Origin of the sequence: Sulfitobacter sp. R18_1 (genome assembly GCF_017743915.1) — a bacterium.
In the GTDB taxonomy this organism is placed as follows: domain Bacteria; phylum Pseudomonadota; class Alphaproteobacteria; order Rhodobacterales; family Rhodobacteraceae; genus Sulfitobacter; species Sulfitobacter faviae.
This window is the reverse complement of record NZ_JAGHRG010000002.1, coordinates 300,302-324,565: the sequence shown is the minus strand read 5'-3', so window position 1 is coordinate 324,565 and position 24,264 is coordinate 300,302. Positions and strand designations below refer to the sequence as shown.

Below are 24,264 nucleotides of genomic sequence, written 5' to 3'. Positions count from 1 at the left end.
CTATAGATGCCCCTCACTGCGAAAGCTGAGCTCGCGCGATTTGCCGATGATCAGGTGGTCATGCAGGGTTAGCCCCAAGGCGTCACAGGCGGCGGCGACCTGTCGGGTCATGTCAATGTCTGACCGTGACGGGCTGGGATCGCCCGAGGGGTGGTTATGCACGAGGATGATCGCGCTGGCGTTCAACTCAAGCGCACGTTTGGCAACCTCACGCGGGTAGACCGGCACATGGTCCACCGTGCCCTTCGCCTGTTCCTCATCCGCGATGAGGATGTTTTTCCGGTCGAGGTAGAGGACGCGAAACTGCTCCATCTCCAGATGGGCCATGGTGGTGTGGCAATAGTCCAGCAGCGCGTCCCATGAGGAAACGATATGCCTTTGCAGCACCTTCGCCCGGGCCAGCCGCTGTGCCGCGGCCTCAATGATCTTAAGCTCCACAATCACCGCCTCCCCGACCCCTTTGACATCGCGCAGCCGGGCGGCGGGGGCGGTGATGACGCGATTGAAATCGCCGAACCGGTCGAGCAGTTCGCGCGCCAGCGGTTTCACATCCCGGCGCGGGATGGCGCGGAAGAGGACAAGCTCCAACATCTCGTAATCCGGCATAGCCGCCGCGCCCCCGTCGATGAAACGGCTGCGCAGACGCTGGCGGTGATCCGCGATATAAGAGGGTTGCTTGCCCGTATTGGACGGCGGCGCTTGCGCTTCGTCCAGCAGATAGGGGAGGGGCTGATCAGCCAAGGTTCTCGGGGCACGGGTCATGCCCGGAGTGTCGCGCCAAAGTGGTTATTATTCGGTTAACGGACGGTTAAAACTTCGTTCACCACGCTGCCGAAAAAGGGGAGCCGCATCCACGGCTCCCCCCAATGATTAACCTTTCATCGAATCCCAGAAGGATTTGACGGAAGAGAAGAAGTTGCTGCTCTCGGGGTTGTTGTTCTGGGCTTCGCCCTCGAACTCCCGCAGTAGTTCTTTCTGCCTATTGGTCAGGTTCACCGGGGTCTCGACCGCCAGTTCGATGATCATGTCACCCACGCCACCGCCACGCAGCGGCGGCATGCCTTTGCCGCGCAGACGCATCTGACGGCCCGATTGGCTGCCTGCGGGGATCTGCACGCGGCCACGGCCCCCATCGATGGTTGGCACTTCAATATTGCCACCCAAAGCGGCAGTGCTCATCGACACCGGAACACGGCAGAAGAGGTTCGGCCCGTCGCGTTCGAACAGCTCGTGATCGGCCACCTCGATAAAGATGTAGAGATCACCGGACGGCCCACCGCGCATGCCTGCTTCGCCTTCGCCAGCGAGACGGATGCGGGTCCCGGTTTCGACGCCCGCGGGGATGTTAACCGAGAGCGTGCGCTCTTTCTCAACCCGGCCCGCGCCGCGGCATTTCTTGCAAGGATTCTTGACGATCTGCCCCATGCCGGAACAGGTCGGGCAGGTCCGCTCGACGGTAAAGAAGCCTTGCTGCGCGCGCACCTTGCCCATGCCCGAACAGGTGGGGCAGGTCGAAGGTTCCGCGCCGCCTTCGGCACCGCTGCCGTCACAGGCGTCACATTGGACGGAGGCCGGGACGGTGATCGACTTTTGCATGCCCGAAAAGGCATCTTCGAGCGAGATGCGCAGGTTATAGCGCAAATCAGCCCCGCGTGCGGCACGGCGTCCGCCGCCACCGCCACGTTGGCCCATGAAGTCGCCGAAAAGATCGTCGAAGACGTCGGAAAAGGCCGAAGAGAAATCGCCCTGACCGCCGCCCATGCCGCCGCCGGGACGCCCGCCGCCCATGCCACCTTCAAAGGCGGCGTGGCCATAGCGATCATAGGCGGCTTTCTTGTCACCGTCTTTGAGCACGTCATAAGCCTCGCCCACTTCCTTGAACTGGGCTTCGGCTTGGGGGTTGTCTTTGTTGCGGTCGGGGTGGAGGTCCTTCACCTTGCGGCGATAGGCTTTCTTGATCTCGTCGGCAGAGGCCCCTTTGGCAACGCCAAGCACCTCGTAGTAGTCACGTTTTGCCATGGGTTATCATGCTCCTGCGCTGGAACGTGATAGGCCGGCCCGTCTGACGGACCGGCCCTTTCACAGGTTCCGTTTCACACGCTTACGCGCGCTTGTCGTCGTCCAGATCTTCGAACTCGGCATCAAGGATGTCGTCATCGCTACCTTGGGCTTGCTGAGCATCCGAAGGCTGGGCCGTGTCCTCGCTGCCGCCCTCTTCCTGAGCGGCCTTATAGATGGCTTCGCCCAGTTTCATGGCGGATTCGGTGACGTTCTGGATGCCGTTCTTGATCTTGTCGGCGTTGTCTGTTTCCAGCTCGTCTTTCAGCGCGGCAATGGCCAGTTCGATCGCTTCGACGGTGGTCGGGTCGACCTTGTCGGAATGCTCTTCCAGCGACTTCTCGGTCGAGTGGATCAGCGATTCCGCCTGGTTCTTCGCTTCGATCAGCTCGCGACGGGACTTGTCCGCCTCGGCATTCTCTTCCGCGTCCTTGACCATCTGTTCGATGTCCGCATCCGACAGACCGCCCGAAGCTTGGATCGTGATCTTCTGCTCCTTACCGGTGCCTTTGTCGAGCGCGCCGACCGACACGATGCCGTTGGCGTCAATGTCGAAGGTCACTTCGATCTGCGGCATGCCGCGTGGGGCAGGCGGGATGTTCTCAAGGTTGAAGGCACCGAGCATCTTGTTGTCGGCAGCCATCTCACGCTCACCTTGGAAGACCCGGATGGTCACGGCGTTCTGGTTGTCTTCGGCGGTCGAGAAGACCTGGGACTTCTTCGTCGGGATCGTGGTGTTGCGGTCGATCAGACGGGTGAAGACACCACCGAGCGTCTCGATGCCGAGCGACAGCGGAGTCACGTCGAGCAGAACCACGTCCTTCACGTCGCCTTGCAGAACACCGGCCTGAATGGCGGCACCGAGGGCCACGACTTCGTCCGGGTTCACACCCTTGTGCGGCTCCTTGCCGAAGAATTTAGAGACCTCTTCGGCCACCTTCGGCATGCGGGTCATACCACCCACGAGCACGACTTCGTCGATGTCGGACGCGGACAGACCGGCATCCTTCAGCGCGGCGGCGCAGGGCTTCATCGAGGCTTTGATCAGGTCACCAACGAGGCTTTCTAGCTTGGCGCGGGTCAGCTTCATGACCATGTGCAGCGGCGAGCCATCTTTGCCCATCGAAATGAAGGGCTGGTTGATCTCGGTCTGGCTGGAGGAGGACAGTTCGATCTTGGCCTTCTCTGCCGCTTCCTTCAGACGCTGCAGCGCCATCTTGTCTTGCGTCAGGTCAACGCCGTTGGCCTTTTTGAACTCTTCCGCAAGGTAGTTCACGATGCGCATGTCAAAGTCTTCACCCCCAAGGAACGTGTCGCCGTTGGTGGATTTCACTTCGAACAGGCCGTCGTCGATCTCAAGAATGGTCACGTCGAATGTACCGCCGCCAAGGTCATAGACCGCGATGGTTTGCGTGTTCTCTTTGTCGAGGCCGTAGGCCAGCGCGGCGGCTGTCGGCTCGTTGATGATGCGCAGCACTTCGAGACCGGCGATCTTGCCGGCGTCTTTGGTGGCCTGACGCTGGGCGTCGTTGAAATATGCAGGCACGGTGATAACTGCCTGAGAGACTTCCTCGCCCAGATAGCTTTCTGCGGTTTCTTTCATCTTGCCGAGGATGAAGGCCGAGATTTGGCTTGGGGAGTATTTCTCACCCTTGGCTTCGACCCATGCGTCGCCGTTGCCGCCGTCGATGACGTTGAACGGCATGTTCTTCTTGTCTTTGGCCAGATCCGCATCGTCGTTGCGGCGGCCGATCAGGCGCTTGACGCCAAAGACTGTGTTTTCGGGGTTGGTGACCGCCTGGCGTTTCGCCGGCTGGCCGACAAGGCGTTCGTCGTCGGTGAAGGCGACGATCGACGGCGTGGTGCGCGCGCCTTCAGCGTTTTCGATCACGCGCGGCTGGCTGCCATCCATGATGGCGATACAGCTGTTGGTGGTGCCAAGGTCAATACCGATTACTTTGGACATGTTTCGATCCCTCTTTGAATCTAAGGCGATGACACGAGGCGCGGACCCGTTTTGGCATCCTGCCCCGATCTGTTGACATCGAAGACCACGTGCCTTCGACGGTTCGGAGCGTATATAGGGAGGGTATTTGCACCCTGCAACCATTGGCTGGTCTGGATGGTCGCGATTCCGTGATGTTTTTGCTAAACGAGTGAGGAAGAACGAAAAATGACTGCTTTGCGCCTCCGGGGCTTTGATATTCACAAGGAATTTCTAGGAAGAGCGGCCCAGCAAGAGGTGCTGGAGGCGGTGCGCGGCGTGGTGCGTCAGGCGCCGTTCTTTCGCCCCGAAGTGCCGCGCGGCGGGCGCATGTCGGTCCGGATGAGCGCGGCAGGGCGCTATGGCTGGTTTTCGGATCGGCGCGGGTATCGTTACGTCACCGAACATCCCGACGGTGAGCCTTGGCCCGAGATTCCGGCACCGATTATGGCAATTTGGGACCAGTTGACCGGCTTGGAGCGCCGCCCTGAATGCTGCCTGATCAACTACTACGATGCCGATGCGCGCATGGGGCTGCATCAGGACCGGGACGAGGCGGATTTTCAGTGGCCGGTCGTCTCAGTCTCTCTGGGGGATGACGGGTTGTTTCGGATCGGCAACCTAACCCGAGGCGGCAAGACGGAATCGATCTGGCTGCAATCGGGCGATGTGGTTGTGATGGGCGGTGACGCGCGGCTGACCTATCACGGCGTGGACCGGATCAAACCCGGCACCTCGACATTGCTGCCCAAAGGCGGAAGGATCAACCTGACGCTTCGGGTGGTGGAGTGACGTTTTCTTTAAAAGAAAACGGGCACGGACTTTTTCAAAAAGTCCGTCGCTTCAGTGGCTAAGCGAACAACACCCTGTCTGATGTTGCCAGCCATCATTTCCCTGCAAAAGGAAGTCGACAGCCAGCCCATAGGCGCGGTCCGACATGCCATCGCTACAGGCACGCGCCGTAAGCGTGGCGATGGCCGCGCCCTGCGGCCCCTCGGCGATCATGTGAAAGCTGTCGCGCCGCCCCTGCGCCGGGCCAGACTGCGTGATGCGGTAATCGCGTGCACCGCCCACCATGGCATCGTAGCTCAACGTCTCGCCGGTCACCTCAAAAGACCAAAACGGCTCTGTCCCGCCGCAATAGGCCACGGGTGGCATCGCACCGGCCCATTGGCCCGCTTGCCGGGTGAGGAAACGCAGAGAGACCCAGCCGGATCCCTCGCCCGTATTGACCAAGCCCCAGCCGTGATGGTCATCGGGGCGGATCACTTCGATTTTCTGGGCGTCAGGCTCGAAGCTGCCGATGATCGGGGCGCTGGCACTCGGGGCGCGGCGAATGTTCAATAGGTCATCCGCCGCGACACCGCTGACGTCATGCAGGGCGGGCCATGCATCCTGCGTCGCCCAGACAGGCAGTGCCCAAAGGCAGAGGAAGAGCGCCAGAAGTCTCATCGCCGGGCGTTCCAACTGATCGACGCATGGCGGCGGGTATAGAATTCGCCCATCAGCCCAATCATCAAAAGCACCAGACCCACCCAAAGCGGATATTCCCAACTGGTGTAGCGCGGGTTGTAATTGATGAAGGCAAAGCCGCGCGCTTGGTCGATGCTGTGAAACAGCGGGTTCCAGTCAAACATCGCCAGCATATAGCCGGGCAGGGAGTTGGCGAGGAACATCTTCCCCGAGGCGATCATATTGGCGCGCTGATAGACGGTTGAGAAAATCGTCACGAAGGACGGAAACCACGGTTTGATCGCCAGCATCACCAGTCCAAGCGCGCAGCCGGTAAACCACGCGGTCAGCATCATCCCGAAAGCGGCAAAGGGCTGGTCTATGGTGATCGGGGTGACCGCCACATGATAGATGAACAAGATCACAAAGAGCGACAGCACTTGGATATAGAGCGACCCCACCGCCGCCGATGCGATGGCGATGATCGTGTTCATCGGGGCGTGCTGCATCATCGGACTTGCCGGCCCCTCAGACCCTGCTACCGCGCCCAAAGCCTTCACATGGGTGAGGTAGAGGAAAATCCCCGACATCAGATAGATGAGGAAGTCACCCCGCACGGCAGAGCCGCGCATCCCGAGGATCGAAAACATCACATAGAAGGCCAGTACGAACATCACCGTTTGCAGCATGTTCATCGCGATGGCGATAAAGGCATTGTTGTGCTGTTTACGCACGTTGCGCACCACGGAATGGTAGACCAGTTCCGCGATGGCGAGGGCAGAACCGATGCCGGATTTCGGCTTTCTGGAAGACTGGAACATGCGCGCGTCCTTGACGAAGCCCTAGCGTGGCACGGAATTCTTGCTGTTCCGTTAGCTCCGCAGCATAAGGGAAACAGTAAATTGAAGCAACGACAGCCCGCAGGGCCGGAGGCAAAATGGATTACGAGAAACTGGTCGCGAAAATGCGGCGGCTGGCATTGGAAGCCGGGGACAAGATCATGGAGATCTACGGTCAGGACGATTTCGAGGTGAAATCGAAATCCGACGACAGCCCCGTCACCGCCGCCGACGAAGCCGCCGATGCGATCATTTCCGACGGGCTCCGCGCCGCTTTCCCCGATGTCATGTTGGTGACCGAAGAGCAGGCTGCGACCCATTCCGCCAAGGGCGACACCTTTCTCATCGTCGATCCGCTGGATGGCACCAAAGAGTTCGTCCATCGCCGCGGGGATTTCACGGTGAACATCGCGCTGGTCGAAGGCGGCGTGCCGACGCGCGGCGTGGTCTATGCCCCAGCCAAAGCCCGGATGTTCTTTACCCAAGCCGACGGCCAGTCGGTCGAAGAGGCCGGCGCATTCGACAAGGGGCAGGTGGGTGAGACTAAGGCGATTTCAGTCTCTAACCCCGACAATGCGGCCCTGATGGTCGTCGCCTCCAAATCTCACCGCGATCAGGCGACCGATGATTACATCGGTAAATACGCTGTGCGCGACATGACCTCGGCGGGGTCGTCGCTGAAATTCTGTCTCGTCGCGACCGGAGAGGCCGATCTCTACCCGCGTTTGGGCCGCACGATGGAGTGGGACACCGCCGCGGGCCATGCGGTGCTGAACGGGGCAGGCGGCGCGGTGGTGCGCTTTGACGACCTCTCGCCCCTGACCTACGGCAAAGAAGACTTCGCCAACCCTTTCTTCATCGCCCATGCCCCGGGCGTTGAGTTGAAGGCGGGCTGATGTCTGTCCTGATCGTCATCCCCGCCCGCTATGCCTCCACCCGCTACCCCGGCAAGCCGCTGGTGGCGCTCACCGGGGCGTCGGGGCAGAAACAGACCCTGATCGAACGCAGTTGGCGGGCCGCCAGCGCGGTGTCGGGCGTCGACCGCGTGGTGGTGGCCACCGACGACGACCGCATTCGGGAGGCCGCCGAAGGCTTCGGCGCCGAGGTCGTGATGACCTCGGAAAGCTGCGCCAATGGCACCGAGCGCTGTGCCGAGGCCCATGCCGCATTGGGCGGGGGCTATGACATTGTGGTCAATCTGCAAGGTGACGCCCCGCTAACGCCGCATTGGTTCGTCGAAGGGCTGGTGCAGGGCTTGAAAGACAACCCCGAGGCCGAAATTGCCACCCCCGTTCTGCGCTGTGACGGGGCCACGTTGAACAGTCTTCTGGCCGACCGCAAAGCGGGCCGCGTGGGCGGCACCACAGCGGCTTTCGGCGCCGACAATCAAGCGCTCTACTTCTCGAAAGAGGTCGTTCCCTATACCGGAAAGCCCTATGCAGAGACGGATATGACCCCGGTCTTCCACCATGTCGGCGTCTATGCCTACCGCCCCGATGCGCTGGCGCAATACCCAAGCTGGCCTGTCGGCCCCTTGGAGCAGTTGGAAGGGTTGGAGCAGTTGCGTTTCCTTGAAAATGGCCGCGCCGTGCTCTGTGCGGAGGTCGAGGCCAAGGGGCGCGAGTTCTGGGAATTGAACAACCCTGAAGACGTGCCAAAGCTCGAAGCTATGATGGCGAAAATGGGTCTGGAATGACCGCCACCCCCGTCAGTGCAACGCTCGAAAGCGGCGTGCCTGTCAGCATCGTGATCGTCAGCCGGAATCGGCCCGAAGCATTGCGGCGCTGCCTGACGGGGGTGGAACAGCTTCAATATACCCCCTTCGAAGTCATCATCGTGGCCGATCCCGCCGGGATCGCCGTGGCCCGCGCCATGCATTTCGCTTGGGCGGTGAAACTGGTCCCTTTCGACAGGCCGAATATCTCTGCCGCGCGCAACCTTGGGATTGCCGAGGCCGCGGGGGAGGTCGTGGCCTTTATCGACGATGACGCGGTGCCCGAGCCGCAATGGCTGCGCCACCTGCTGGAGCCTGCGCAACAGCCTGAGGTCGCGGCGATGACCGGCTTCGTCCGGGGGCGAAACGGTATCTCGTTCCAATATCGTGCGCGCCGGTTGAATGGTTTCGGAGAGCCGGAAGAGTTTGATGTCGACCCTGAAACCCCCAGCATCCTGCACCCTCCGCCCGGGGGGGCAATCAAGACCGAAGGTACTAATATGGCCTTTCGGCGCGATGTCTTGGTGGAAATGGGCGGCTTTGACCCGGCCTTTCACTACTATCTTGATGAGACCGATCTGAATATGCGGCTGGCGCGGGCGGGCCATGCCACAGCAATCGTGCCACTGGCCGAGGTCCACCACGGTTTCGCCGCCAACGCCATACGAAGCGCCAACCGCGTGCCGCGCGATCTTTTCGATATCGGGGCGAGCTGGGCTGTGTTTCATCGCAAACATCTGCCCGCGCAGGACCGTGCCGCACATTGGGCGCATCTGCGCGCCCAAGAGCGCCGCCGTCTGCTGCGCCATCTGGTAAGCGGCGGGTTGGAGCCGCGTGATGTTTTAAGGCTGCTGCGCAGGTTGGACGAGGGGCACGCCGAAGGTGTAAAGCGCCCCATCGCCAGCGTCACCCTGCCTGAGAATGCTAGCAGCGCTTTCCGCCCCTTTCCGGCCCGCGCCCGGCGCAGCGTGGCCATGTTCACCCGGCCTATTAAACTGGCGCAAGACCGGGCAGAGGCTGCAAAACGGGCATTATCGGGTGAGATCGTGACCCTGATCAACCTTTCGCCGACGGCGCTTTATCATCGCGTTGCCTTTGATCCGGCCCACGCTATTTGGCTGCAAACAGGTGGAATATACGGAAAGTCCACACGGGATGACGCGGTTTTCCGCTTAACTCGGCGCCTCGACAGGCTGCAAAGGGAAGTTAAGCGAGTTGCCAGACAGCGCGGTTTCGGCGATGATCATCGCCGGTAGAAAGACGCAGGTAGATTGACCGTGGCGTTCTGTATATTTCGAATAAGTTGTAAGGATTAAAATGCGCAAGAAGGTTACAAAAGCGATTTTCCCCGTTGCAGGCATGGGGACACGCTTTCTGCCCGCCACCAAATCGGTGCCGAAAGAGATTATGACCCTCGTCGACCGGCCCTTGGTTCAATATGCAATCGATGAGGCGCGCGCCGCCGGGATCAAAGAGTTCATCTTCGTGACCTCGCGCGGAAAAGGCGCGCTGGAGGATTACTTCGATCACGCGCCGCAGCTTGAGCAGGAGTTGCGTAAAAAGGGCAAGACCGAGCTTTTGGAGACACTGCAAAGCACCAATATGGACAGTGGCGCAATCGCCTATATTCGCCAGCACAAGGCGCTGGGCTTGGGCCATGCAGTCTGGTGCGCGCGCCGTTTGATCGGCAATGAGCCCTTTGCCGTTATGCTGCCGGATGACGTGATCGCGGCAGAAAAACCTTGTCTACAACAGATGGTAGAGGCCTATGAGGAAACCGGCGGCAGCATGGTCGCCGCGATGGAGGTGGAGCCTTCCCGCACATCCTCTTACGGCATTCTCGATACCAGTGAAGAACGCGGTGATCGTGTGAAGGTCAATGGCATGGTTGAGAAGCCTGCCGTCGACGAAGCACCATCGAACCTCGCGGTGATCGGGCGCTATATTCTGGCGCCGACCGTTTTGAAGAACCTGAACAAGCTGAAATCCGGCTCGGGCGGTGAAATTCAATTGACCGATGCGATCGCGCAAGAGATCGAGCAAGACCGCGATGTCTATGGCTTCCGTTTCCGCGGTCAGCGGTTCGATTGCGGCTCTAAAGCGGGCTTTTTGCAAGCGACCGTGGCATTCGGCCTTGCCCGTGAAGAATTGCGCGACGATCTTTCGGCCTATCTGCAAAGCATCTCGCAAGTCGACCGCGCGGCGCAGTAGGGCCTTTGCAGAAGCAATCCCCCCCCGCGCGGCTGTTGGACCTGACGCGCAGTTTGCGTCGGGTTGGGCGGGGCGCGACGGGGGTGGATCGGGTCGAACTGGCCTATCTCTCACATCTTTTGACAGAGGACGCGCCGCTTTTTGGAGTGGCGCGCACCGCTTTGGGCTATGTCCTGCTGGACCGCGATGGGATGCAGGGCTTTCAGGATCGGCTTGCGGGCCGCGTTCCTTGGGGGCGGGCGGATCTGCTTTCGCGCCTGCCGCGGGGGCGTGCCGTGGCGCTGAGCCGGGCAGAGAGCGACTTGCGGCGTTTGGCGGCCGCGCGCTGCGTTCCGGCCGGGTTGCCCGCGATGCTCGCCCGGCATCTGCCGCCGGGATTTGCCTATCTGAATGTCGGGCACAGCAATCTGACGGATCGGGTTCTGGGCGCCGTGAAACAGGCGCGGGGGCGAAATGCCATTCTCATCCATGACGTGATCCCATTGGAATATCCCGCCTACCAACGCCCCGGCTCCGTTGCGCCGTTTCGGGCCAAGATCGACCGGGTGAGCGCGCAGGCCGATCTGGTGATTTACAACTCGCAAGACACGCGGCAGCGCAGCGAGGCGCAGATGCGCGGGCGGGTACCGCCTGCCGTCGTCGCGCATCTGGGCGTTGATTTGCCCGCGCCCGATGCTGGCGAGCTGCCTGTGGGGCTTCCGCCAGAGCGTCCCTATTTCGTCGTTGTCGGCACGATCGAGCCGCGCAAGAATCACGGGTTTTTGCTGGACCTGTGGCAAAAGATGGGGCCCGATGCGCCGCTTTTGCTGATCTGCGGGGCGCGGGGGTGGAACAATAGCGCGGTTTTCGGCCGGCTCGACCGTCTGCCGGAGAACGGCCCCGTGCAAGAGCTGGCGAACCTTAGTGACACAGGATTGGCGGCCTTGGTGCAGGGGGCAGCGGGGATGCTCTTCCCCAGCCATGCAGAGGGGTTTGGCTTGCCCCCGGCAGAGGCGCTGAGCCTTGGAGCGCGTGTTTTATGCAACGATTTGCCGGTCTTGCATGAGGTCTTGGGCGACAAAGCCGTTTACGCGCCCCTGAGCGAACCCTATTCATGGATTAGAACAATCGAAGAATGGGCCGCATCTGTGCCAGACCCGCGCCCAGCGACGACTTTTATCGCGCCAACATGGGCCGAACACTTCATGACCGTGTTAAAGTCGGCGTGATAGCGCGGTAGAAGGGCGGTCAGACGCGATAGGTAAGGGGCGGTTTGGGCTTAATACAGTCATATCGGTTGCGGCTGCAACGCAAGCGCTGGCGCATCCGCGCCTTCCGCAAGCGGCGCGAGTTAACCTCTGTGGCGAACCGGACCGCGCAGATCAAAGCTGACGATATTCTGCTGTTCTGCACGCAGCGTAACGAAGCGATCCGGCTGCCCTATTTCCTGAAATACTACCGCGAGATGGGCGTCGGGCATTTCTTCTTTGTCGATAATGACAGCGACGATGGTGCGCTCGACTATCTGGCCAAGCAACCCGATGTCTCGGTCTGGAGCGCCAAGGCCAGCTACAAACGCTCTCGCTTTGGGGTGGATTGGCTGAACTGGTTGCAGATGAAATACGCCCATGGCCATTGGGCGCTGACGGTCGATCCGGATGAGTTTTTGGTCTACCCCTTTTGTGACACGCGCCCCCTGCGGGCGCTGACCGATTGGCTCGATGCCTCTTCGATCAAGAGCTTTTCGGCGATGCTGCTGGATATGTATCCCAAGGGGCGGCTTGACGAGGAGCCCTATCAGGCGGAGCAAAATCCGATTGAGATCGCCGCATGGTTCGACAGTGGCAACTACACCATTTCGCGCAATCGGCGGTTTGGGAATCTTTGGATACAGGGCGGTCCACGGGCGCGGGTGTTCTTTCCTGACGCGCCTGCCAAGGCGCCCGCGCTGAACAAGGTGCCACTGGTCAAATGGGATCGGCGCTATGCCTATGTCAGCTCGACCCATATGCTGCTGCCGCGCGGGCTTAATCAGGTCTATGACGAATGGGGCGGAGAGAAAGCCTCGGGCGTCCTGTTGCACGCCAAGTTCCTCGACACCTTCGGGGCCAAGGCGGCGGAGGAGTTGCAGCGTAGCGAGCATTACGCGGCTTCTGTCGAATACAAAGCCTATGCCGCACAGCTGAAGGACGACCCGCAGCTTTGGTGCAAATGGTCGGAACGCTACATCAATTGGCGACAGCTTGAGATCCTTGGCCTCATGTCCAAGGGGAACTGGGCATGAGCGTCGGGATCGTCATGTTGGTGCACAACGCTTTTGACCGGGCCGAGCAGGTTGCGCGGCATTGGGCGGCAGCGGGCTGTCCGGTGGTGATCCATATCGACAAGGCGGTGCCCCGGCGGGCGCATGATGCCTTCGTGGCGGCGCTGTCGGATCTCAAGGATGTCTGCTTTAGCCCGCGCAAACGCTGCGAATGGGGCACTTGGGGGATCGTTGCCGCCTCTCAGGGCGCGGCGGAATTGATGCTCTCGCGCTTTCCCGAGGTGCGCCATGTCTATCTGGCCTCCGGCTCTTGCCTGCCGCTGCGCCCGGTGCAGGAGTTGATCGACTATCTTGAGGATCGTCCCCAGACCGATTTCATCGAAAGCGCCACCACGGCAGATGTGCCTTGGACCGTGGGCGGGCTGGATGCAGAGCGGTTTACCCTGCGCTTCCCCTTTTCATGGCGGCGCAATCGCTATCTGTTCGACCGCGCGGTCGAGGTGCAGCGCCTGCTGCGGTTGAAACGCCGGATGCCACGCGGGATCGTGCCGCATATGGGCTCGCAATGGTGGTGCCTGACCCGGCGCACCCTGTCGGCAATCCTGCAAGACCCCGACCGGCCGACCTATGACAAATTCTTTCGCCATGTTTGGATCCCGGACGAAAGCTATTTCCAGACCCTTGCACGGCTCTATTCCAGCAAGATCGAAAGCCGGTCGCTGACCCTGTCTAAGTTCGATTTTCAGGGCAAGCCGCATATCTTTTACGACGATCACCTCCAGCTTCTGCGCCGCTCTGATTGTTTCGTAGCACGCAAGATTTGGCCTCATGCCGACAGGCTCTATGAGGCCTTTCTGACCGACCCTGCCGGTGCGATGAAAAAGACTGAGCCGAACCCCGGCAAGATCGACCGCATCTTTGCCAAGGCGGTGGAGCGGCGCACCCGGGGCCGCGCCGGGCTTTATATGCAAAGCCGTTTTCCCAACGAGGATTGGGAGAATGGCGTCACCGCCGCGCCCTATTCGGTGTTTCAGGGCTTTGCCGAGATTTTTGAGGATTTCGAACATTGGCTCAGCCGTGCCAGCGGGGGGCGCGTGCATGGGCATCTCTTTGCGCCCGACCGGGTTCATTTCGCGGGCGGGCAGACCGCGCTGAACGGTGCCTTGTCGGACAATCCGGTGCTGCGCGATCACAATGCCAGCGCGTTTTTGACCAACCTGATCTGGAACACCCGTGGCGAACGTCAGTGTTTTCAGTTCGGCCCGATGGACAACCAAGACATCAATTGGCGCGTCGCCAAAGACCCTAATGCGCATATTTCGGTGATCACTGGCGCTTGGGCGGTGCCGCTGTTCCGCTCGAACCTCGATTTCGCAGATATCCGCCGTCTGGCCGCCAAGCTGCAAAAGACGGAAAGCACGCATTTGGATGTGCTGAATTCGCCCTATACCAAGGCGCGTGTGCGGGTCTGGACCATGGCCGATTTCATCGAAGCGCCGATGGAGCCTTTGCAAGATATCCTTGACGAAATTGGCCGCCCCCGTCTGCGCCGCCTGTCAGAGGCGCCGCGCATGGTTGATCTGAACGGCTTCGGCCAGTTCCTCCAGAACCTCAAGAACCAAGGCATGCACCCCTATTTGGTCGGCGATTTTTCGGTCGCCCAAGGGGGCAGCGCCGATGCCAAACCTTCCCCCAAACCCTATCTGGTGAAATAACCCATGCGCGACAAATTCGACAGTTTCGTGGTCTTCGCCGAGATGCGGACCGGGTCCAACTTCCTAGAGGCGAACCTGAACGCCTTTGCCGGGATCGCCTGTCATGGGGAGGCGTTTAACCCTTTCTTCATGGGCTATCCCAAAAGCGAGCCCATCCTTGGCGTTGATCAGGCCACGCGGGACGAAAACCCCACAAAGCTGCTGGCGGCGATCCGGGGACAGCAGGATGCTTTGGGCGGTTTCCGCTATTTCCACGACCACGATCCGCGGGTCTTCGATGAGATCGTCGAGGATCAGCGCTGCGCCAAGATCGTGCTCACGCGCAACCCGGTCGACAGCTATGTCAGTTGGAAGATCGCCCAGGCCACGGGGCAGTGGAAACTGACCGATATGAAGGCGCAGAAGGTGGCGCAGGCCGTTTTCGATGCAGATGAGTTCAGCGCCCATTTGGATGCCCTCCAGCAGTTCCAGATCACGCTGCTGAACCGTTTGCAAACCTCCGGCCAGACGGCATTTTATGTGGCTTACGAAGACCTGCAAAGCGTTGAGGTGATGAACGGGCTTGCGCGCTATCTTGGCGTGGACGAGCAGTTGGAGGGGCTGGACAAGAACCTTAAGAAACAGAACCCCAGCCCGATATCGGCCAAGGTCAGCAACTATGACGAGATGCGGGAGGCGCTGGCGCGGCTCGATCGTTTCGATCTGACCCGCACCCCCAATTTCGAGCCACGGCGCGGGCCGAACGTGCCCTCTTATGTGGCGGCGGCGACCAGCGGCTTGATCTATCTGCCGATCAAATCCGGCCCGCAGGATCAGGTGTTGGACTGGCTGGCCGCCCTCGATGGCGTCCCGCGTGAGGCGCTGCGCGATAAGATGTCGCAAAAAGAGCTGCGGCAGTGGAAACGCAAAATGCGGGGGCATCGCGGCTTTACCGTGCTGCGCCATCCCGCCCTGCGCGCGCATGACGCCTTTTGCCGCCATATCCTGACCACGGGGGAGGGCAGTTACCGCCAGCTGCGCAACACGCTGATGCGGCGCTACAAGGTGCCGCTGCCCAAGGATGGCCCCGACGCCGAATATGACCGCGAGGCGCATCGCGCAGCCTTTGTCGCTTTCCTGAAGTTCCTCAAAGGCAATCTGGCCGGGCAAACCTCAATCCGGGTGGATGCGGCATGGTGTTCTCAGGCCCAAGCCATCGCGGGTTTCGGGGCGTTCTGCCTGCCCGACCGCATCATTCGCGAAGAGGAGTTGGCCAGCGAACTCCCCGCTTTGGCTGCGGGCCAAGGCCATGCCACCGTTCCCGCCGTGCCCCAGATGGTGGAGCCCGGGCCCTTCACGCTCGGCGATATCTATGACGATGAGATCGAGGCCCTGACGGCGGAAGCCTATCAGAAGGATTATATGACCTTCGGCTTTTCCCGCTGGCGGTGAGGGGCGCAGGCTAGATTGACCTTGCCGGTTCTGACGTAAACTGGAACAACAGGGCATCTTGAGCATCCCGCCAAAGGTCGCGCCGTGAGTTTCCTGTCTGTCACCTCTGTTCCCCGGCTGCGGTGGAGTTCGCCGAAAGCCTTCACGCTCAGACCGCCATTGGCCTCAATGGTGTTTCTGGTTCTGGGACTGGTGATGTTTGGCTTGGGCGAGGCGCTTTTGGTCACGGCGGGTGTCGGCGTCAGCCCTTGGACCGTCTTCGCCGAAGGGGTGACCCGCATCACGGGGTGGAGCCTTGGCTTTGCCACCTTCCTGATCAGCGCCGTGGTTCTTTTGCTCTGGATCCCGCTGATGCAGACGCCCGGTATCGGCACCATTCTGAACGCGGTGATCGTGGCGCTGGTGCTGGAATACGCGCTGCCGATCCTGCCCCACTTCGACAGCTATCTGGCGAATGTCATGCTGGCGCTGACCGGCGTCTTTGTGACCGGTTTTGGCGGTGCGATCTATCTTGTGGCAAACCTTGGCCCCGGACCACGGGACGGGTTGATGACGGGGCTGCAACGGGTCACCGGCAAACCCATCGCGCTGGTCCGAATGAGCATCGAATTGTCCGTCGTCGCCATCGGCTGGGCCTTGGGCGGCACCCTGGGCCTTGGCACGCTGCTTTTCGCGGTGGGGATCGGCCCGGCCATGGCGATTGGGATGCAGATTCTGCAACTGCGCAGCGTGGCCCGCTAGGCGGCAGCGCGCGGGTTGCGCTAGGTGACCCGTCCAAAAGGCTGAAATCCGCTTTTTCCTGAAACGACGCCACCGCATACTGCGGTATACCGTCGACCTTCGCCGTCTCTTCCGCTATCAGGGCAGCAAATGCAGCAATTTGGAGCAATCATGTCCGATATCATCTACACCAAAGTTGACGAAGCGCCGGAGCTGGCCTCTGCCTCGCTGTTGCCGATCATCAAAAAGTTCGCCGAAGCCGCCGGTGTGAGCGTGGGCACGAAAGACATCAGCCTCGCGGGCCGTATTCTCGCGACCTTCCCTGAGCATCTGAGCGAAGAACAGCGCCAGTCGGACGATCTGGCCGAACTGGGCCGTCTGGTGAAGACGCCCGAGGCGAATGTCATCAAACTGCCGAACATCTCTGCCTCCGTGCCGCAGCTGGTCGCCGCGATCAAAGAGCTTCAGGCCCAAGGCTACGCGCTGCCCGACTACCCCGAAGAGCCAAGCACAGACGAAGAAAAAGCCGTGCGCGCCAAATATGACGGCATCAAAGGCTCCGCCGTGAACCCGGTCCTGCGCGAAGGCAACTCCGACCGCCGCGCGGCCAAAGCCGTCAAGAGCTTTGCCCAGTCCAACCCGCACCGCATGGGGGACTGGGCCGCCGACAGCAAGACGCATGTCTCCTCCATGTCGGGCAATGATTTCTTCTCCAACGAGGTTTCGGCCACGCTCGACGCCGCGACTGGCGCCAAGATCGTGCTGGAAACCGCGGACGGGGAAAAGGTGCTGAAAGAGGGGCTTGAGTATCCCGCCGGCACCGTGGTCGACGCGACCTTCATGAGCGCGGCCGCGCTGAAGGACTTCCTCAACACCCAGATCGAGAAGACCAAAGAAGACGGCATTCTCTTCTCGCTGCACCTCAAGGCCACTATGATGAAGGTCTCCGACCCGATCCTCTTTGGTCACGCGGTCAAAGCCTACCTTGCGCCGGTTTTTGAAAAGCATGGCGCAAAGCTCAAAGATCTGGGTGTGAACCCCAACTCCGGCCTTGGTGACCTGCTGGAGCGCGTGAAGGGCGAGACGGAGATCATGGCCGACATCGACGCCTGCATGGACGACCGTCCGCCGATGTATATGGTCGATTCCGACAAGGGCATCACCAACCTGCATGTGTCCTCCGATGTGATCATCGACGCCTCGATGCCCGCGCTGATCCGCGCTGGCGGCAAAGGCTGGGGCCCGGACGGCAAGGAACACGACGCCAACTGCGTGATCCCCGATAACTCCTATGCGCCGGTTTACGACGAGGCGATCAACTTCTTCAAAGAGAACGGCAAGCTTGATCCGGCAACCGCAGGTACGGTGCAGAACATCGGCCTGATGGCGCAAAAGGCCGAGGAATACGGCTCTCACCCCACCACGTTTGAACTGGCCGAGGCGGGCACCGTCAAGATGATCCTCGACGATGGCACTGTGCTGCACCAGCACAAGGTCGACGCCGGTGATATCTGGCGCTCTTCCTCCGCACGCAAAGCGCCGATTGAGGATTGGGTGAACCTTGCCATCTCGCGCCAAAAGGCTGAGGGCTGCCGCGCGATCTTCTGGCTGGACGCAAATCGCGCCCATGACGCCGAGCTGATCTCCTATGTGAAGCCCATCCTTGAGGCACAGGGCGTGGCCGACAAGTTCGAGATCATGGCCCCCCGCGAAGCCACCCGCGCCTCGCTTGAGACCATCACCAAGGGCGAGAACACCATCGCGATCACCGGCAACGTGCTGCGCGACTACCTGACCGACCTCTTCCCGATCTTGGAACTGGCGACCTCTGCCAAAATGCTGTCGATCGTGAAGCTGATGAACGGCGGCGGTTTGTTCGAGACCGGCGCGGGCGGTTCGGCCCCCAAACACGTGCAGCAGTTGGTTGAGGAAAATCACCTGCGGTGGGATAGCCTTGGCGAGTTTTGCGCGCTTGGTGAAAGCCTGATGTTCCTCGCCGATGCCCGCGGCAACGACAAGGCGCGCGTGCTGGGCGATGCCGTGGAAACCGCGACGCAGGGTATCCTCGACCACGGTCGTTCCCCTTCGCGCAAGGTAGGTGAGCCCGACAACCGTGACAGCCACTATTGGTTCGCGCGCTACTGGGCCGAAGCCGTCGCCGCGCAGAGCGATGACGCGGACCTCGCCGCAGAGTTCGCGCCCATCGCCAAGGAACTGGCTGCCAAGGAAGCCGACATCCTGTCCGAGCTCGCAGCAGCCCAAGGCACGGCTGTCGATCTGGGCGGCTACTACCATACCGACGCGGAGAAAACCGCCCGCGTGATGCGCCCCTCCGAGACGCTGAACGGCATCATCGGGTAACTCGCCTGATATAAAAAAAATCCGCCGCGTCGCTGGTTAAGCGGCGCGGCGGATTATCGTTTTAAGACCTGGCAGCGGCGCTGGCGCTTTGCGGGCGCCTACAACCCCCTCAAAAATCCAAATTCTCCACGCTCAGCGCGTTCTGCTGGATGAACTCGCGCCGCGGCTCCACCACGTCGCCCATCAGCTTGGTGAAGAGATCGTCGGCCTCCGCCATATCCTCCACACGGACCTGCAGCAGCGTGCGCGCGTCGGGGTCGAGAGTGGTTTCCCACAGCTGGTCGGGGTTCATCTCGCCCAGACCCTTGTAGCGTTGCAGCGACAGGCCTTTCTCGCCCTCGGCAAGGATCGCGTTGAGCAGGTCCATGGGGCCATAGATCATCTGGCTGCGGTCCTTGCGGATCAGCTTGGCGGGTTGGTCGTAGACCTCCTGCAGGTGCTGGGTGAAGCTGCCGGATTTCTTCGCCTCGCCTGAGCGCAGCATGCGGCCGTCGAGGGTGCGCACTTCTTCCACGCCGCGCAGGATGCGGGCAAGGCGGATGCCGTGGTCTTGGGTGATGCGCCCCTGCCAGCCGCGTTCGTATTCCAACGCGATCAGGTTCAAACGGTCGGCGACCTTGTCGGCCACGCCCTGCAGGTCGCTGTCCACCGCGCCCTCGACGAAGGCCCCGGCGATGGCGGCCTGTTCGAGGATGTGGCGCGGGTAGTGGGTCGGGAAAGCCTCCAGCACGCGTTTTAGCTGGCGCGCCATGTCGACCACGCGGGTGAGGTCTTGGCCGGTGATTTCTTCGCCGTTGCCTTGGCGCAGCATGGCGCCGTCGACACCCTGCTGGATCAGGTAGTCCTCCATCGCGGCCTCATCCTTGAGATAGACCTCAGACTTGCCGCGCGACACTTTGTAGAGCGGCGGCTGCGCGATGTAGAGATGGCCGTTTTCGATAAGCTCGGGCATCTGGCGGTAGAAGAAGGTCAGCAAAAGCGTCCGGATATGCGCGCCGTCAACGTCGGCGTCGGTCATGATGACGATCTTGTGGTAGCGCAGCTTGTCGATGTTGAACTCGTCGCGCCCGATCCCGGTGCCGAGCGCCATGACGAGGTTGCCGATCTCCTGAGAGCCCAGCATCCGGTCGAAACGCGCGCGCTCCACGTTGAGGATCTTGCCCTTCAGCGGCAGGATCGCTTGTGTCTGCCGGTCGCGCCCGGTCTGGGCCGAGCCGCCCGCGCTGTCCCCCTCGACGAGGAAGACTTCGGTCTTGGCCGGGTCTTTTTCCGAGCAATCCTTGAGCTTCCCGGCGAGGAAGTTGACGTCCATCGCCGTCTTGCGCCGGGTCAACTCGCGGGCCTTGCGGGCCGCCTCGCGGGCCTGTGCGGCCTCCACGATTTTGCCGACGATCTGCTTGGCCTCGTTGGGGTTCTCCTCGAACCATTCGGCGAGACGCTCGTTCATCAGCCCTTCGACCGCCGGGCGCACCTCCGACGAAACCAGCTTGTCCTTGGTCTGCGACGAGAACTTCGGATCGGGCACTTTCACCGACAGCACGCAGGTCAGACCCTCGCGGGCGTCGTCGCCGGTGAAGCTGATCTTTTCTTTCTTGGCGATGCCGCTGGTCTGGGCATAGGCGTTGATGGTGCGCGTCAGCGCGCCGCGGAAGCCCGCCATATGGGTGCCGCCGTCGCGCTGCGGGATGTTGTTGGTGAAGGGCAGCACCGTCTCGTGGTAGCTGTCGTTCCACCACATAGCGACCTCAATGCCGATGTCGTCCCGCTCGCCGGTGATGAAGATCGGCTCGTCCATGACCGCGTGTTTGTGCCGGTCGAGGTATTTGACGAATTCCTTCACGCCGCCTTCGTAGTAAAGCTCGGTCTGCAGTGGCTCGACGGGGCGTTCGTCCTTCAGGATGATGCGCACGCCGGAGTTCAGGAAGGCCAGTTCGCGCAGGCGCTTTTCCAGCGTCTCGAAGCTGTAGTCGATGTTCGAGAATGTCTCGGTTGAGGCCATGAAGCGCACCTCGGTGCCGGTGCGGTCGGTCTCGCCCACGACTTCGAGGTGCTTGGTGGTGAAGCCACCCTCAAACCGCGCGATATGTTCCTTGCCCTCGCGCCAAATGCGCAGTTCCAGCCAGTCCGAAAGCGCGTTTACGACCGAGACGCCGACCCCGTGCAGACCGCCCGAGACCTTGTAGGAGTTGCTGTCGAACTTCCCGCCCGCGTGCAGCTGGGTCATGATGACCTCGGCCGCGGAAACGCCTTCTTCTTCGTGGATGCCCACCGGAATCCCGCGCCCGTTGTCGCTGACCGAGACGCTGGAATCCTCGTGGATTGTGACTGTTACCGCGTCGGCATGACCGGCCAGCGCCTCGTCGATGCCGTTGTCCACGACCTCATAGACCATATGGTGCAGGCCCGAGCCGTCATCGGTGTCCCCGATATACATGCCGGGGCGTTTGCGAACGGCCTCCAACCCTTTGAGAACCTTGATGGAATCGGCACCGTATTCCTGTGGTGTCAGATCAGTGTCGGACATGCGGAAAAAACCCTTATCGTTTGCCCGATTTATAGTGTTTTCGACCGGCATTGTCACGCGAATGACACAAGATTTTGTGTCAGGCCAAGGGGATGATCAGGCCCACGAAAACCAGCATCGCGCCGGAGATCAGATTGATCCGTCGCAGGGTGCGCGGAGCGGTCAGAAAGCCGCGCAGATGGCCCACTAGGAGGGCGATCACGAGGTTGCCGACAAGCGGCACGATGACCGAAGCGGCGAGGATCAGCCCGATGTCGGGGGCGGTGACCGCGCGCAGATCGAAGAAGCCGGGCAGCACGCCCATGTAGAAGAGCACCGCCTTGGGATTGCCGAGGATCGCGATGAGCCCCGCGATGAAACCGGGCCACATGCCGGGGCGGGTGAGGCGGCTGTCGGTGTCGATCTTCGCACCCGCCTGTCGGATAAGACCGACCCCCATGGCGATAAAGACCAGTGCAGCGGTCCAGCGCAGCACCTCCATAAGCGTGTCGAAAGCCGAGACGATCCAAGTGATCCCCAAGATCGCCACCAGCGGCCAGAGCATGTCGCCGATCGCGACGCCGAGCGCCAGCGGCCACGCCGCTTGAAAACCGCCCGAGAGTGCCCGGGCCATCATCGCCAACCAGACCGGGCCGGGGGTGAGAAACAGGATCAGCAGAGCGCCGCAGTAGAGCAGCAGTTCGGTGGGCGAGAGGGTCAAGACTGCCGCACCACCTGGGACAGGCCGTCATCCTCGGTCACTTCCACGTATTGCGCGCGGTCCCCAAGGCTGTCGAAAAGCTCCGGCCCCGTGCCAGTCATCCAGGCCTGCGCGCCGAGCGCCGTGATCTCGTCGTAAAGCGCTGCCCGTCGGCCCGCGTCGAGATGCGCGGCCACCTCGTCCAGCAGCAGGATCGGCGGCGCGCCGAAATCGGCGGCGATGGCGCGGGCATTGGCGAGGATGAGCGAGACCAGAAGCGCTTTCTGCTCCCCGGTGGAGCAATCCCGTGCGGCGATGCCCTTGGCGGCATAGGTGCCCTCCAGATCGGCGCGGTGTGGGCCGATCAGCGTGCGCCCGGCGGCAACATCGCGCATCCGGTTGTCCGACAGCGCCCGGCGCAGGCCCTCGGCACTCTCGGGCATGTCGTTTTGCAGCATCAGCGTGGCGATGGGGAAGGCGGTCTGCGCCTCCTCCTGCGCGCTCGCGAGGGCCGTGAGGGCCTGTTGCCGGTTAGCATGGATCTGCGCCCCGGTCTCGGCCATGCGATCTTCGAGGGCAGCGTACCACGCGGGCTCGCGCACCATGTCCTTCAGCAGGCGGTTGCGCTCGCGCATGGCCTTTTCATAGCTCAGCGACAGTTCAGCGTGATCGGGCAGCATCGACAGGGTCACCCGGTCGAGAAACCGCCGCCGCCCTTCGGCGCCTTCGATCCAAAGCCGGTCCATCGCGGGAATGAGCCAGAGCACGCGGGCAATGCGCCCAAGCGCTGTCTGGGCCGCGGCCTTGCCGTCGATCTTGGTCTGCCGGGCGGCGCCGCCTTCGGACCATATCTCAACCTCGTGCAGCACGCTCGGCCTGTGCAGCACCCCGGTGATCTTCCAGCCCAGAGCCTCGGGGCGGCGCGCCATGTCCTGCGCGCTGCTGCGCCGCAGCCCGCGTCCGGGCGACAGGAGCGAGATCGCCTCGATCACATTGGTCTTGCCCGCGCCATTCGGCCCGTAAAGCGCCACGGGACGCGCGTCGACGTCGATCACCGCGCGTTTGTGCGAGCGGAAATGCGAGAGGCCGAGGTTGGAGAGATACAGCTGCGCCATTCAGACCCCGTTTTCTTGGAAAGAAAACGGCGCGGAAATTGTGAAAATTTCCGCCAGCGTCACACGCGCATCGGCATGACGACATAGACCGCAGAGGTATCGGTGCCTTCGCGCATCAGGGTGGGATCGCCCGAGGAGTTGAACAGGAAGACGGCGTTTTCGCGGTCCACCTGGCTCGCGATCTCCAGCAGGTATTTCGCGTTGAAGCCGATTTCGAGCCGCTCGTCGCCATAGGCCACGGCCAGCTCTTCCTCCGCCGCACCGCTGTCCGGCGCGTTGACCGACAGCACCAGACGGTCTTCGTCGAGTTGCAGTTTCACGGCGCGGGAGCGCTCGGAGGAGACGGTCGCCACGCGGTCGACCGCGCGGGCAAAATCGGCAGCGTCAACTTCCATCTTGCGGGTGTTCCCCTGCGGAATCACGCGGGTGTAGTCGGGGAAGGTGCCGTCGATGACCTTCGAGGTCAGGGTGATGGCGGGGGTGGCGAAACGGATCTTGGTCTCGGACACGGACACCGCGATTTCCATCTCGTCATCGTCGAGCAGTTTGCGCAGCTCGCCCACGGTCTTGCGCGGGACGATCACGCCGGGCATCTCCGACGCACCCTCGGGCATCTCGGCGTCGATGCGTGCCAGACGGTGACCGTCGGTCGCCACGCAGCGCAGCGCCTTGCCGCCCTCGGCATCCGCCACGTGCAGATAGACCCCGTTGAGGTAATAGCGCGTCTCCTCGGTGGAGATGGCGAATTTCGACTTGTCGAACAGGCGGCGCAGCACCGGGGCCGGGGCCGAGAAGTTCGAGGCGTATTCCGACGACGCCATGACCGGGAAGTCCTCGCGCGGCAGGGTGGCCAGCGAGAAGTTGGAGCGGCCCGCTTCGACCGTCAGGCGGCCAGCGGCGGTGTCGGCGGTGAGGCTGATCAGCGCGCCGTCGGGCAGCTTGCGCACGATTTCATGCAACAGCGTGGCCGAAACGGTGGTGGCACCGGCGCGTTCGACTTGCGCTGCGACCTTGTCGACCACCTCGATATCCAGATCGGTGGCGCGGAAGGAGACATCGCTGCCCTCGGCCTCAATCAGCACGTTGGCGAGGATCGGAATGGTGTTGCGGCGCTCGACCACGGATTGGGCTTGCGAAACGGCTTTGAGCAGTGCCGCGCGTTCGATGCTGAATTTCATATGCCTTCTCCCATACCGACTGCCGGGAGAGGCAAACTACC

General features: G+C 61.8%; 20 protein-coding genes. 11 read left to right on the top strand and 9 right to left on the bottom strand.

The features are described from left to right. From radC to dnaK, 3 genes are all read right to left on the bottom strand, one after another. Entirely contained in the window at nt 1-762 is a 762-nt protein-coding gene (gene radC, locus J7392_RS06785; RefSeq protein WP_209216868.1) for a DNA repair protein RadC, read from the bottom strand. Between the two features lie 108 nt (nt 763-870). Beyond that, nucleotides 871-2,019 carry a molecular chaperone DnaJ gene (gene dnaJ, locus J7392_RS06780; RefSeq protein WP_067264268.1) on the bottom strand — a complete coding sequence of 383 codons (1,149 nt, stop codon included), beginning with the start codon at nt 2,017-2,019 and terminating at the stop codon, nt 871-873. 82 nt (nt 2,020-2,101) lie between these two features. Further along, entirely contained in the window at nt 2,102-4,024 is a 1,923-nt protein-coding gene (dnaK, locus tag J7392_RS06775; RefSeq protein ID WP_209216867.1) for a molecular chaperone DnaK, read from the bottom strand. A gap of 207 nt (nt 4,025-4,231) precedes the next feature. Here dnaK and J7392_RS06770 point away from each other — a divergent pair, with 207 nt between their 5' ends. Next, nucleotides 4,232-4,834: an alpha-ketoglutarate-dependent dioxygenase AlkB gene (locus J7392_RS06770; protein WP_209216866.1), complete on the top strand. Its 603-nt coding sequence runs from the start codon at nt 4,232-4,234 to the stop codon at nt 4,832-4,834. A gap of 51 nt (nt 4,835-4,885) precedes the next feature. Here the strand turns inward: J7392_RS06770 and J7392_RS06765 are convergent, their stop codons facing one another. Both J7392_RS06765 and J7392_RS06760 read right to left on the bottom strand, forming a co-directional pair. After that, nucleotides 4,886-5,494, bottom strand: a complete 609-nt coding sequence (locus tag J7392_RS06765; protein WP_209216865.1) for an SH3 domain-containing protein — start codon at nt 5,492-5,494, stop codon at nt 4,886-4,888. Then, nucleotides 5,491-6,315, bottom strand: a complete 825-nt coding sequence (locus J7392_RS06760) for an ABC transporter permease (RefSeq protein ID WP_067264256.1) — start codon at nt 6,313-6,315, stop codon at nt 5,491-5,493. Before J7392_RS06760 ends, J7392_RS06765 begins: the two co-directional genes overlap by 4 nt. A 116-nt stretch (nt 6,316-6,431) precedes the next feature. On the opposite strand from J7392_RS06760, the gene cysQ reads away from it, so the two are divergent. The 10 genes from cysQ to J7392_RS06710 all read left to right on the top strand — a co-directional run bounded on the left by cysQ (nt 6,432) and on the right by J7392_RS06710 (nt 18,727). Then, the gene (gene cysQ / locus J7392_RS06755; RefSeq protein WP_209216864.1) at nt 6,432-7,229 is read left to right on the top strand and encodes a 3'(2'),5'-bisphosphate nucleotidase CysQ; all 798 of its coding nucleotides are present in this window, start codon (nt 6,432-6,434) and stop codon (nt 7,227-7,229) included. Then, a complete protein-coding gene (locus J7392_RS06750) occupies nt 7,229-8,029 on the top strand; it encodes a manno-octulosonate cytidylyltransferase (protein WP_209216863.1) in 801 nt (266 codons plus the stop codon). Before cysQ ends, J7392_RS06750 begins: the two co-directional genes overlap by 1 nt. Then, nucleotides 8,026-9,303, top strand: coding sequence for a glycosyltransferase (locus tag J7392_RS06745; RefSeq protein ID WP_209216862.1), 1,278 nt, complete (start codon nt 8,026-8,028; stop codon nt 9,301-9,303). Before J7392_RS06750 ends, J7392_RS06745 begins: the two co-directional genes overlap by 4 nt. 61 nt (nt 9,304-9,364) lie before the next feature. Further along, on the top strand, nt 9,365-10,258 hold the full coding sequence (gene galU / locus J7392_RS06740) for a UTP--glucose-1-phosphate uridylyltransferase GalU (protein ID WP_209216861.1): 894 nt from the start codon (nt 9,365-9,367) through the stop codon (nt 10,256-10,258). Between the two features lie 5 nt (nt 10,259-10,263). After that, nucleotides 10,264-11,466, top strand: coding sequence for a glycosyltransferase family 1 protein (locus J7392_RS06735; RefSeq protein ID WP_209216860.1), 1,203 nt, complete (start codon nt 10,264-10,266; stop codon nt 11,464-11,466). 68 nt (nt 11,467-11,534) lie between these two features. Continuing rightward, nucleotides 11,535-12,521, top strand: coding sequence for a glycosyltransferase family 2 protein (locus J7392_RS06730; RefSeq protein ID WP_209216859.1), 987 nt, complete (start codon nt 11,535-11,537; stop codon nt 12,519-12,521). Beyond that, on the top strand, nt 12,518-14,215 hold the full coding sequence (locus tag J7392_RS06725; protein ID WP_209216858.1) for a beta-1,6-N-acetylglucosaminyltransferase: 1,698 nt from the start codon (nt 12,518-12,520) through the stop codon (nt 14,213-14,215). Before J7392_RS06730 ends, J7392_RS06725 begins: the two co-directional genes overlap by 4 nt. A gap of 3 nt (nt 14,216-14,218) precedes the next feature. Continuing rightward, nucleotides 14,219-15,646: a nodulation protein NodH gene (locus J7392_RS06720; protein ID WP_209216857.1), complete on the top strand. Its 1,428-nt coding sequence runs from the start codon at nt 14,219-14,221 to the stop codon at nt 15,644-15,646. A gap of 84 nt (nt 15,647-15,730) precedes the next feature. Further along, complete coding sequence (locus J7392_RS06715) at nt 15,731-16,387, top strand: hypothetical protein (protein ID WP_209216856.1); 657 nt, start codon at nt 15,731-15,733, stop codon at nt 16,385-16,387. A 150-nt stretch (nt 16,388-16,537) separates the two neighbouring features. Then, nucleotides 16,538-18,727 carry an NADP-dependent isocitrate dehydrogenase gene (locus tag J7392_RS06710; RefSeq protein WP_209216855.1) on the top strand — a complete coding sequence of 730 codons (2,190 nt, stop codon included), beginning with the start codon at nt 16,538-16,540 and terminating at the stop codon, nt 18,725-18,727. Between the two features lie 109 nt (nt 18,728-18,836). Here J7392_RS06710 and gyrB read toward each other — a convergent pair whose 3' ends face one another. From gyrB to dnaN, 4 genes are all read right to left on the bottom strand, one after another. Further along, the gene (gene gyrB, locus J7392_RS06705) at nt 18,837-21,251 is read right to left on the bottom strand and encodes a DNA topoisomerase (ATP-hydrolyzing) subunit B (RefSeq protein WP_209216854.1); all 2,415 of its coding nucleotides are present in this window, start codon (nt 21,249-21,251) and stop codon (nt 18,837-18,839) included. Nucleotides 21,252-21,330: 79 nt separating this feature from the next. Continuing rightward, a complete protein-coding gene (locus tag J7392_RS06700; protein ID WP_209216853.1) occupies nt 21,331-21,951 on the bottom strand; it encodes a LysE family translocator in 621 nt (206 codons plus the stop codon). After that, nucleotides 21,948-23,045, bottom strand: coding sequence for a DNA replication/repair protein RecF (gene recF, locus J7392_RS06695; RefSeq protein WP_209216852.1), 1,098 nt, complete (start codon nt 23,043-23,045; stop codon nt 21,948-21,950). Before recF ends, J7392_RS06700 begins: the two co-directional genes overlap by 4 nt. A 59-nt stretch (nt 23,046-23,104) precedes the next feature. Then, on the bottom strand, nt 23,105-24,223 hold the full coding sequence (gene dnaN, locus J7392_RS06690; protein ID WP_209216850.1) for a DNA polymerase III subunit beta: 1,119 nt from the start codon (nt 24,221-24,223) through the stop codon (nt 23,105-23,107). Nucleotides 24,224-24,264: the final 41 nt, after the last annotated feature.

Bases quoted from the DNA above. Each gene is read 5' to 3' on its own strand.
- radC (WP_209216868.1), bottom strand. From the start codon at position 762: ATGACCCGTGCCCCGAGAACCTTGGCTGATCAGCCCCTCCCCTATCTG.
- dnaJ (WP_067264268.1), bottom strand. From the start codon at position 2,019: ATGGCAAAACGTGACTACTACGAGGTGCTTGGCGTTGCCAAAGGGGCC.
- dnaK (WP_209216867.1), bottom strand. From the start codon at position 4,024: ATGTCCAAAGTAATCGGTATTGACCTTGGCACCACCAACAGCTGTATC.
- J7392_RS06770 (WP_209216866.1), top strand. From the start codon at position 4,232: ATGACTGCTTTGCGCCTCCGGGGCTTTGATATTCACAAGGAATTTCTA.
- J7392_RS06765 (WP_209216865.1), bottom strand. From the start codon at position 5,494: ATGAGACTTCTGGCGCTCTTCCTCTGCCTTTGGGCACTGCCTGTCTGG.
- J7392_RS06760 (WP_067264256.1), bottom strand. From the start codon at position 6,315: ATGTTCCAGTCTTCCAGAAAGCCGAAATCCGGCATCGGTTCTGCCCTC.
- cysQ (WP_209216864.1), top strand. From the start codon at position 6,432: ATGGATTACGAGAAACTGGTCGCGAAAATGCGGCGGCTGGCATTGGAA.
- J7392_RS06750 (WP_209216863.1), top strand. From the start codon at position 7,229: ATGTCTGTCCTGATCGTCATCCCCGCCCGCTATGCCTCCACCCGCTAC.
- J7392_RS06745 (WP_209216862.1), top strand. From the start codon at position 8,026: ATGACCGCCACCCCCGTCAGTGCAACGCTCGAAAGCGGCGTGCCTGTC.
- galU (WP_209216861.1), top strand. From the start codon at position 9,365: ATGCGCAAGAAGGTTACAAAAGCGATTTTCCCCGTTGCAGGCATGGGG.
- J7392_RS06725 (WP_209216858.1), top strand. From the start codon at position 12,518: ATGAGCGTCGGGATCGTCATGTTGGTGCACAACGCTTTTGACCGGGCC.
- J7392_RS06720 (WP_209216857.1), top strand. From the start codon at position 14,219: ATGCGCGACAAATTCGACAGTTTCGTGGTCTTCGCCGAGATGCGGACC.
- J7392_RS06710 (WP_209216855.1), top strand. From the start codon at position 16,538: ATGTCCGATATCATCTACACCAAAGTTGACGAAGCGCCGGAGCTGGCC.
- gyrB (WP_209216854.1), bottom strand. From the start codon at position 21,251: ATGTCCGACACTGATCTGACACCACAGGAATACGGTGCCGATTCCATC.
- recF (WP_209216852.1), bottom strand. From the start codon at position 23,045: ATGGCGCAGCTGTATCTCTCCAACCTCGGCCTCTCGCATTTCCGCTCG.
- dnaN (WP_209216850.1), bottom strand. From the start codon at position 24,223: ATGAAATTCAGCATCGAACGCGCGGCACTGCTCAAAGCCGTTTCGCAA.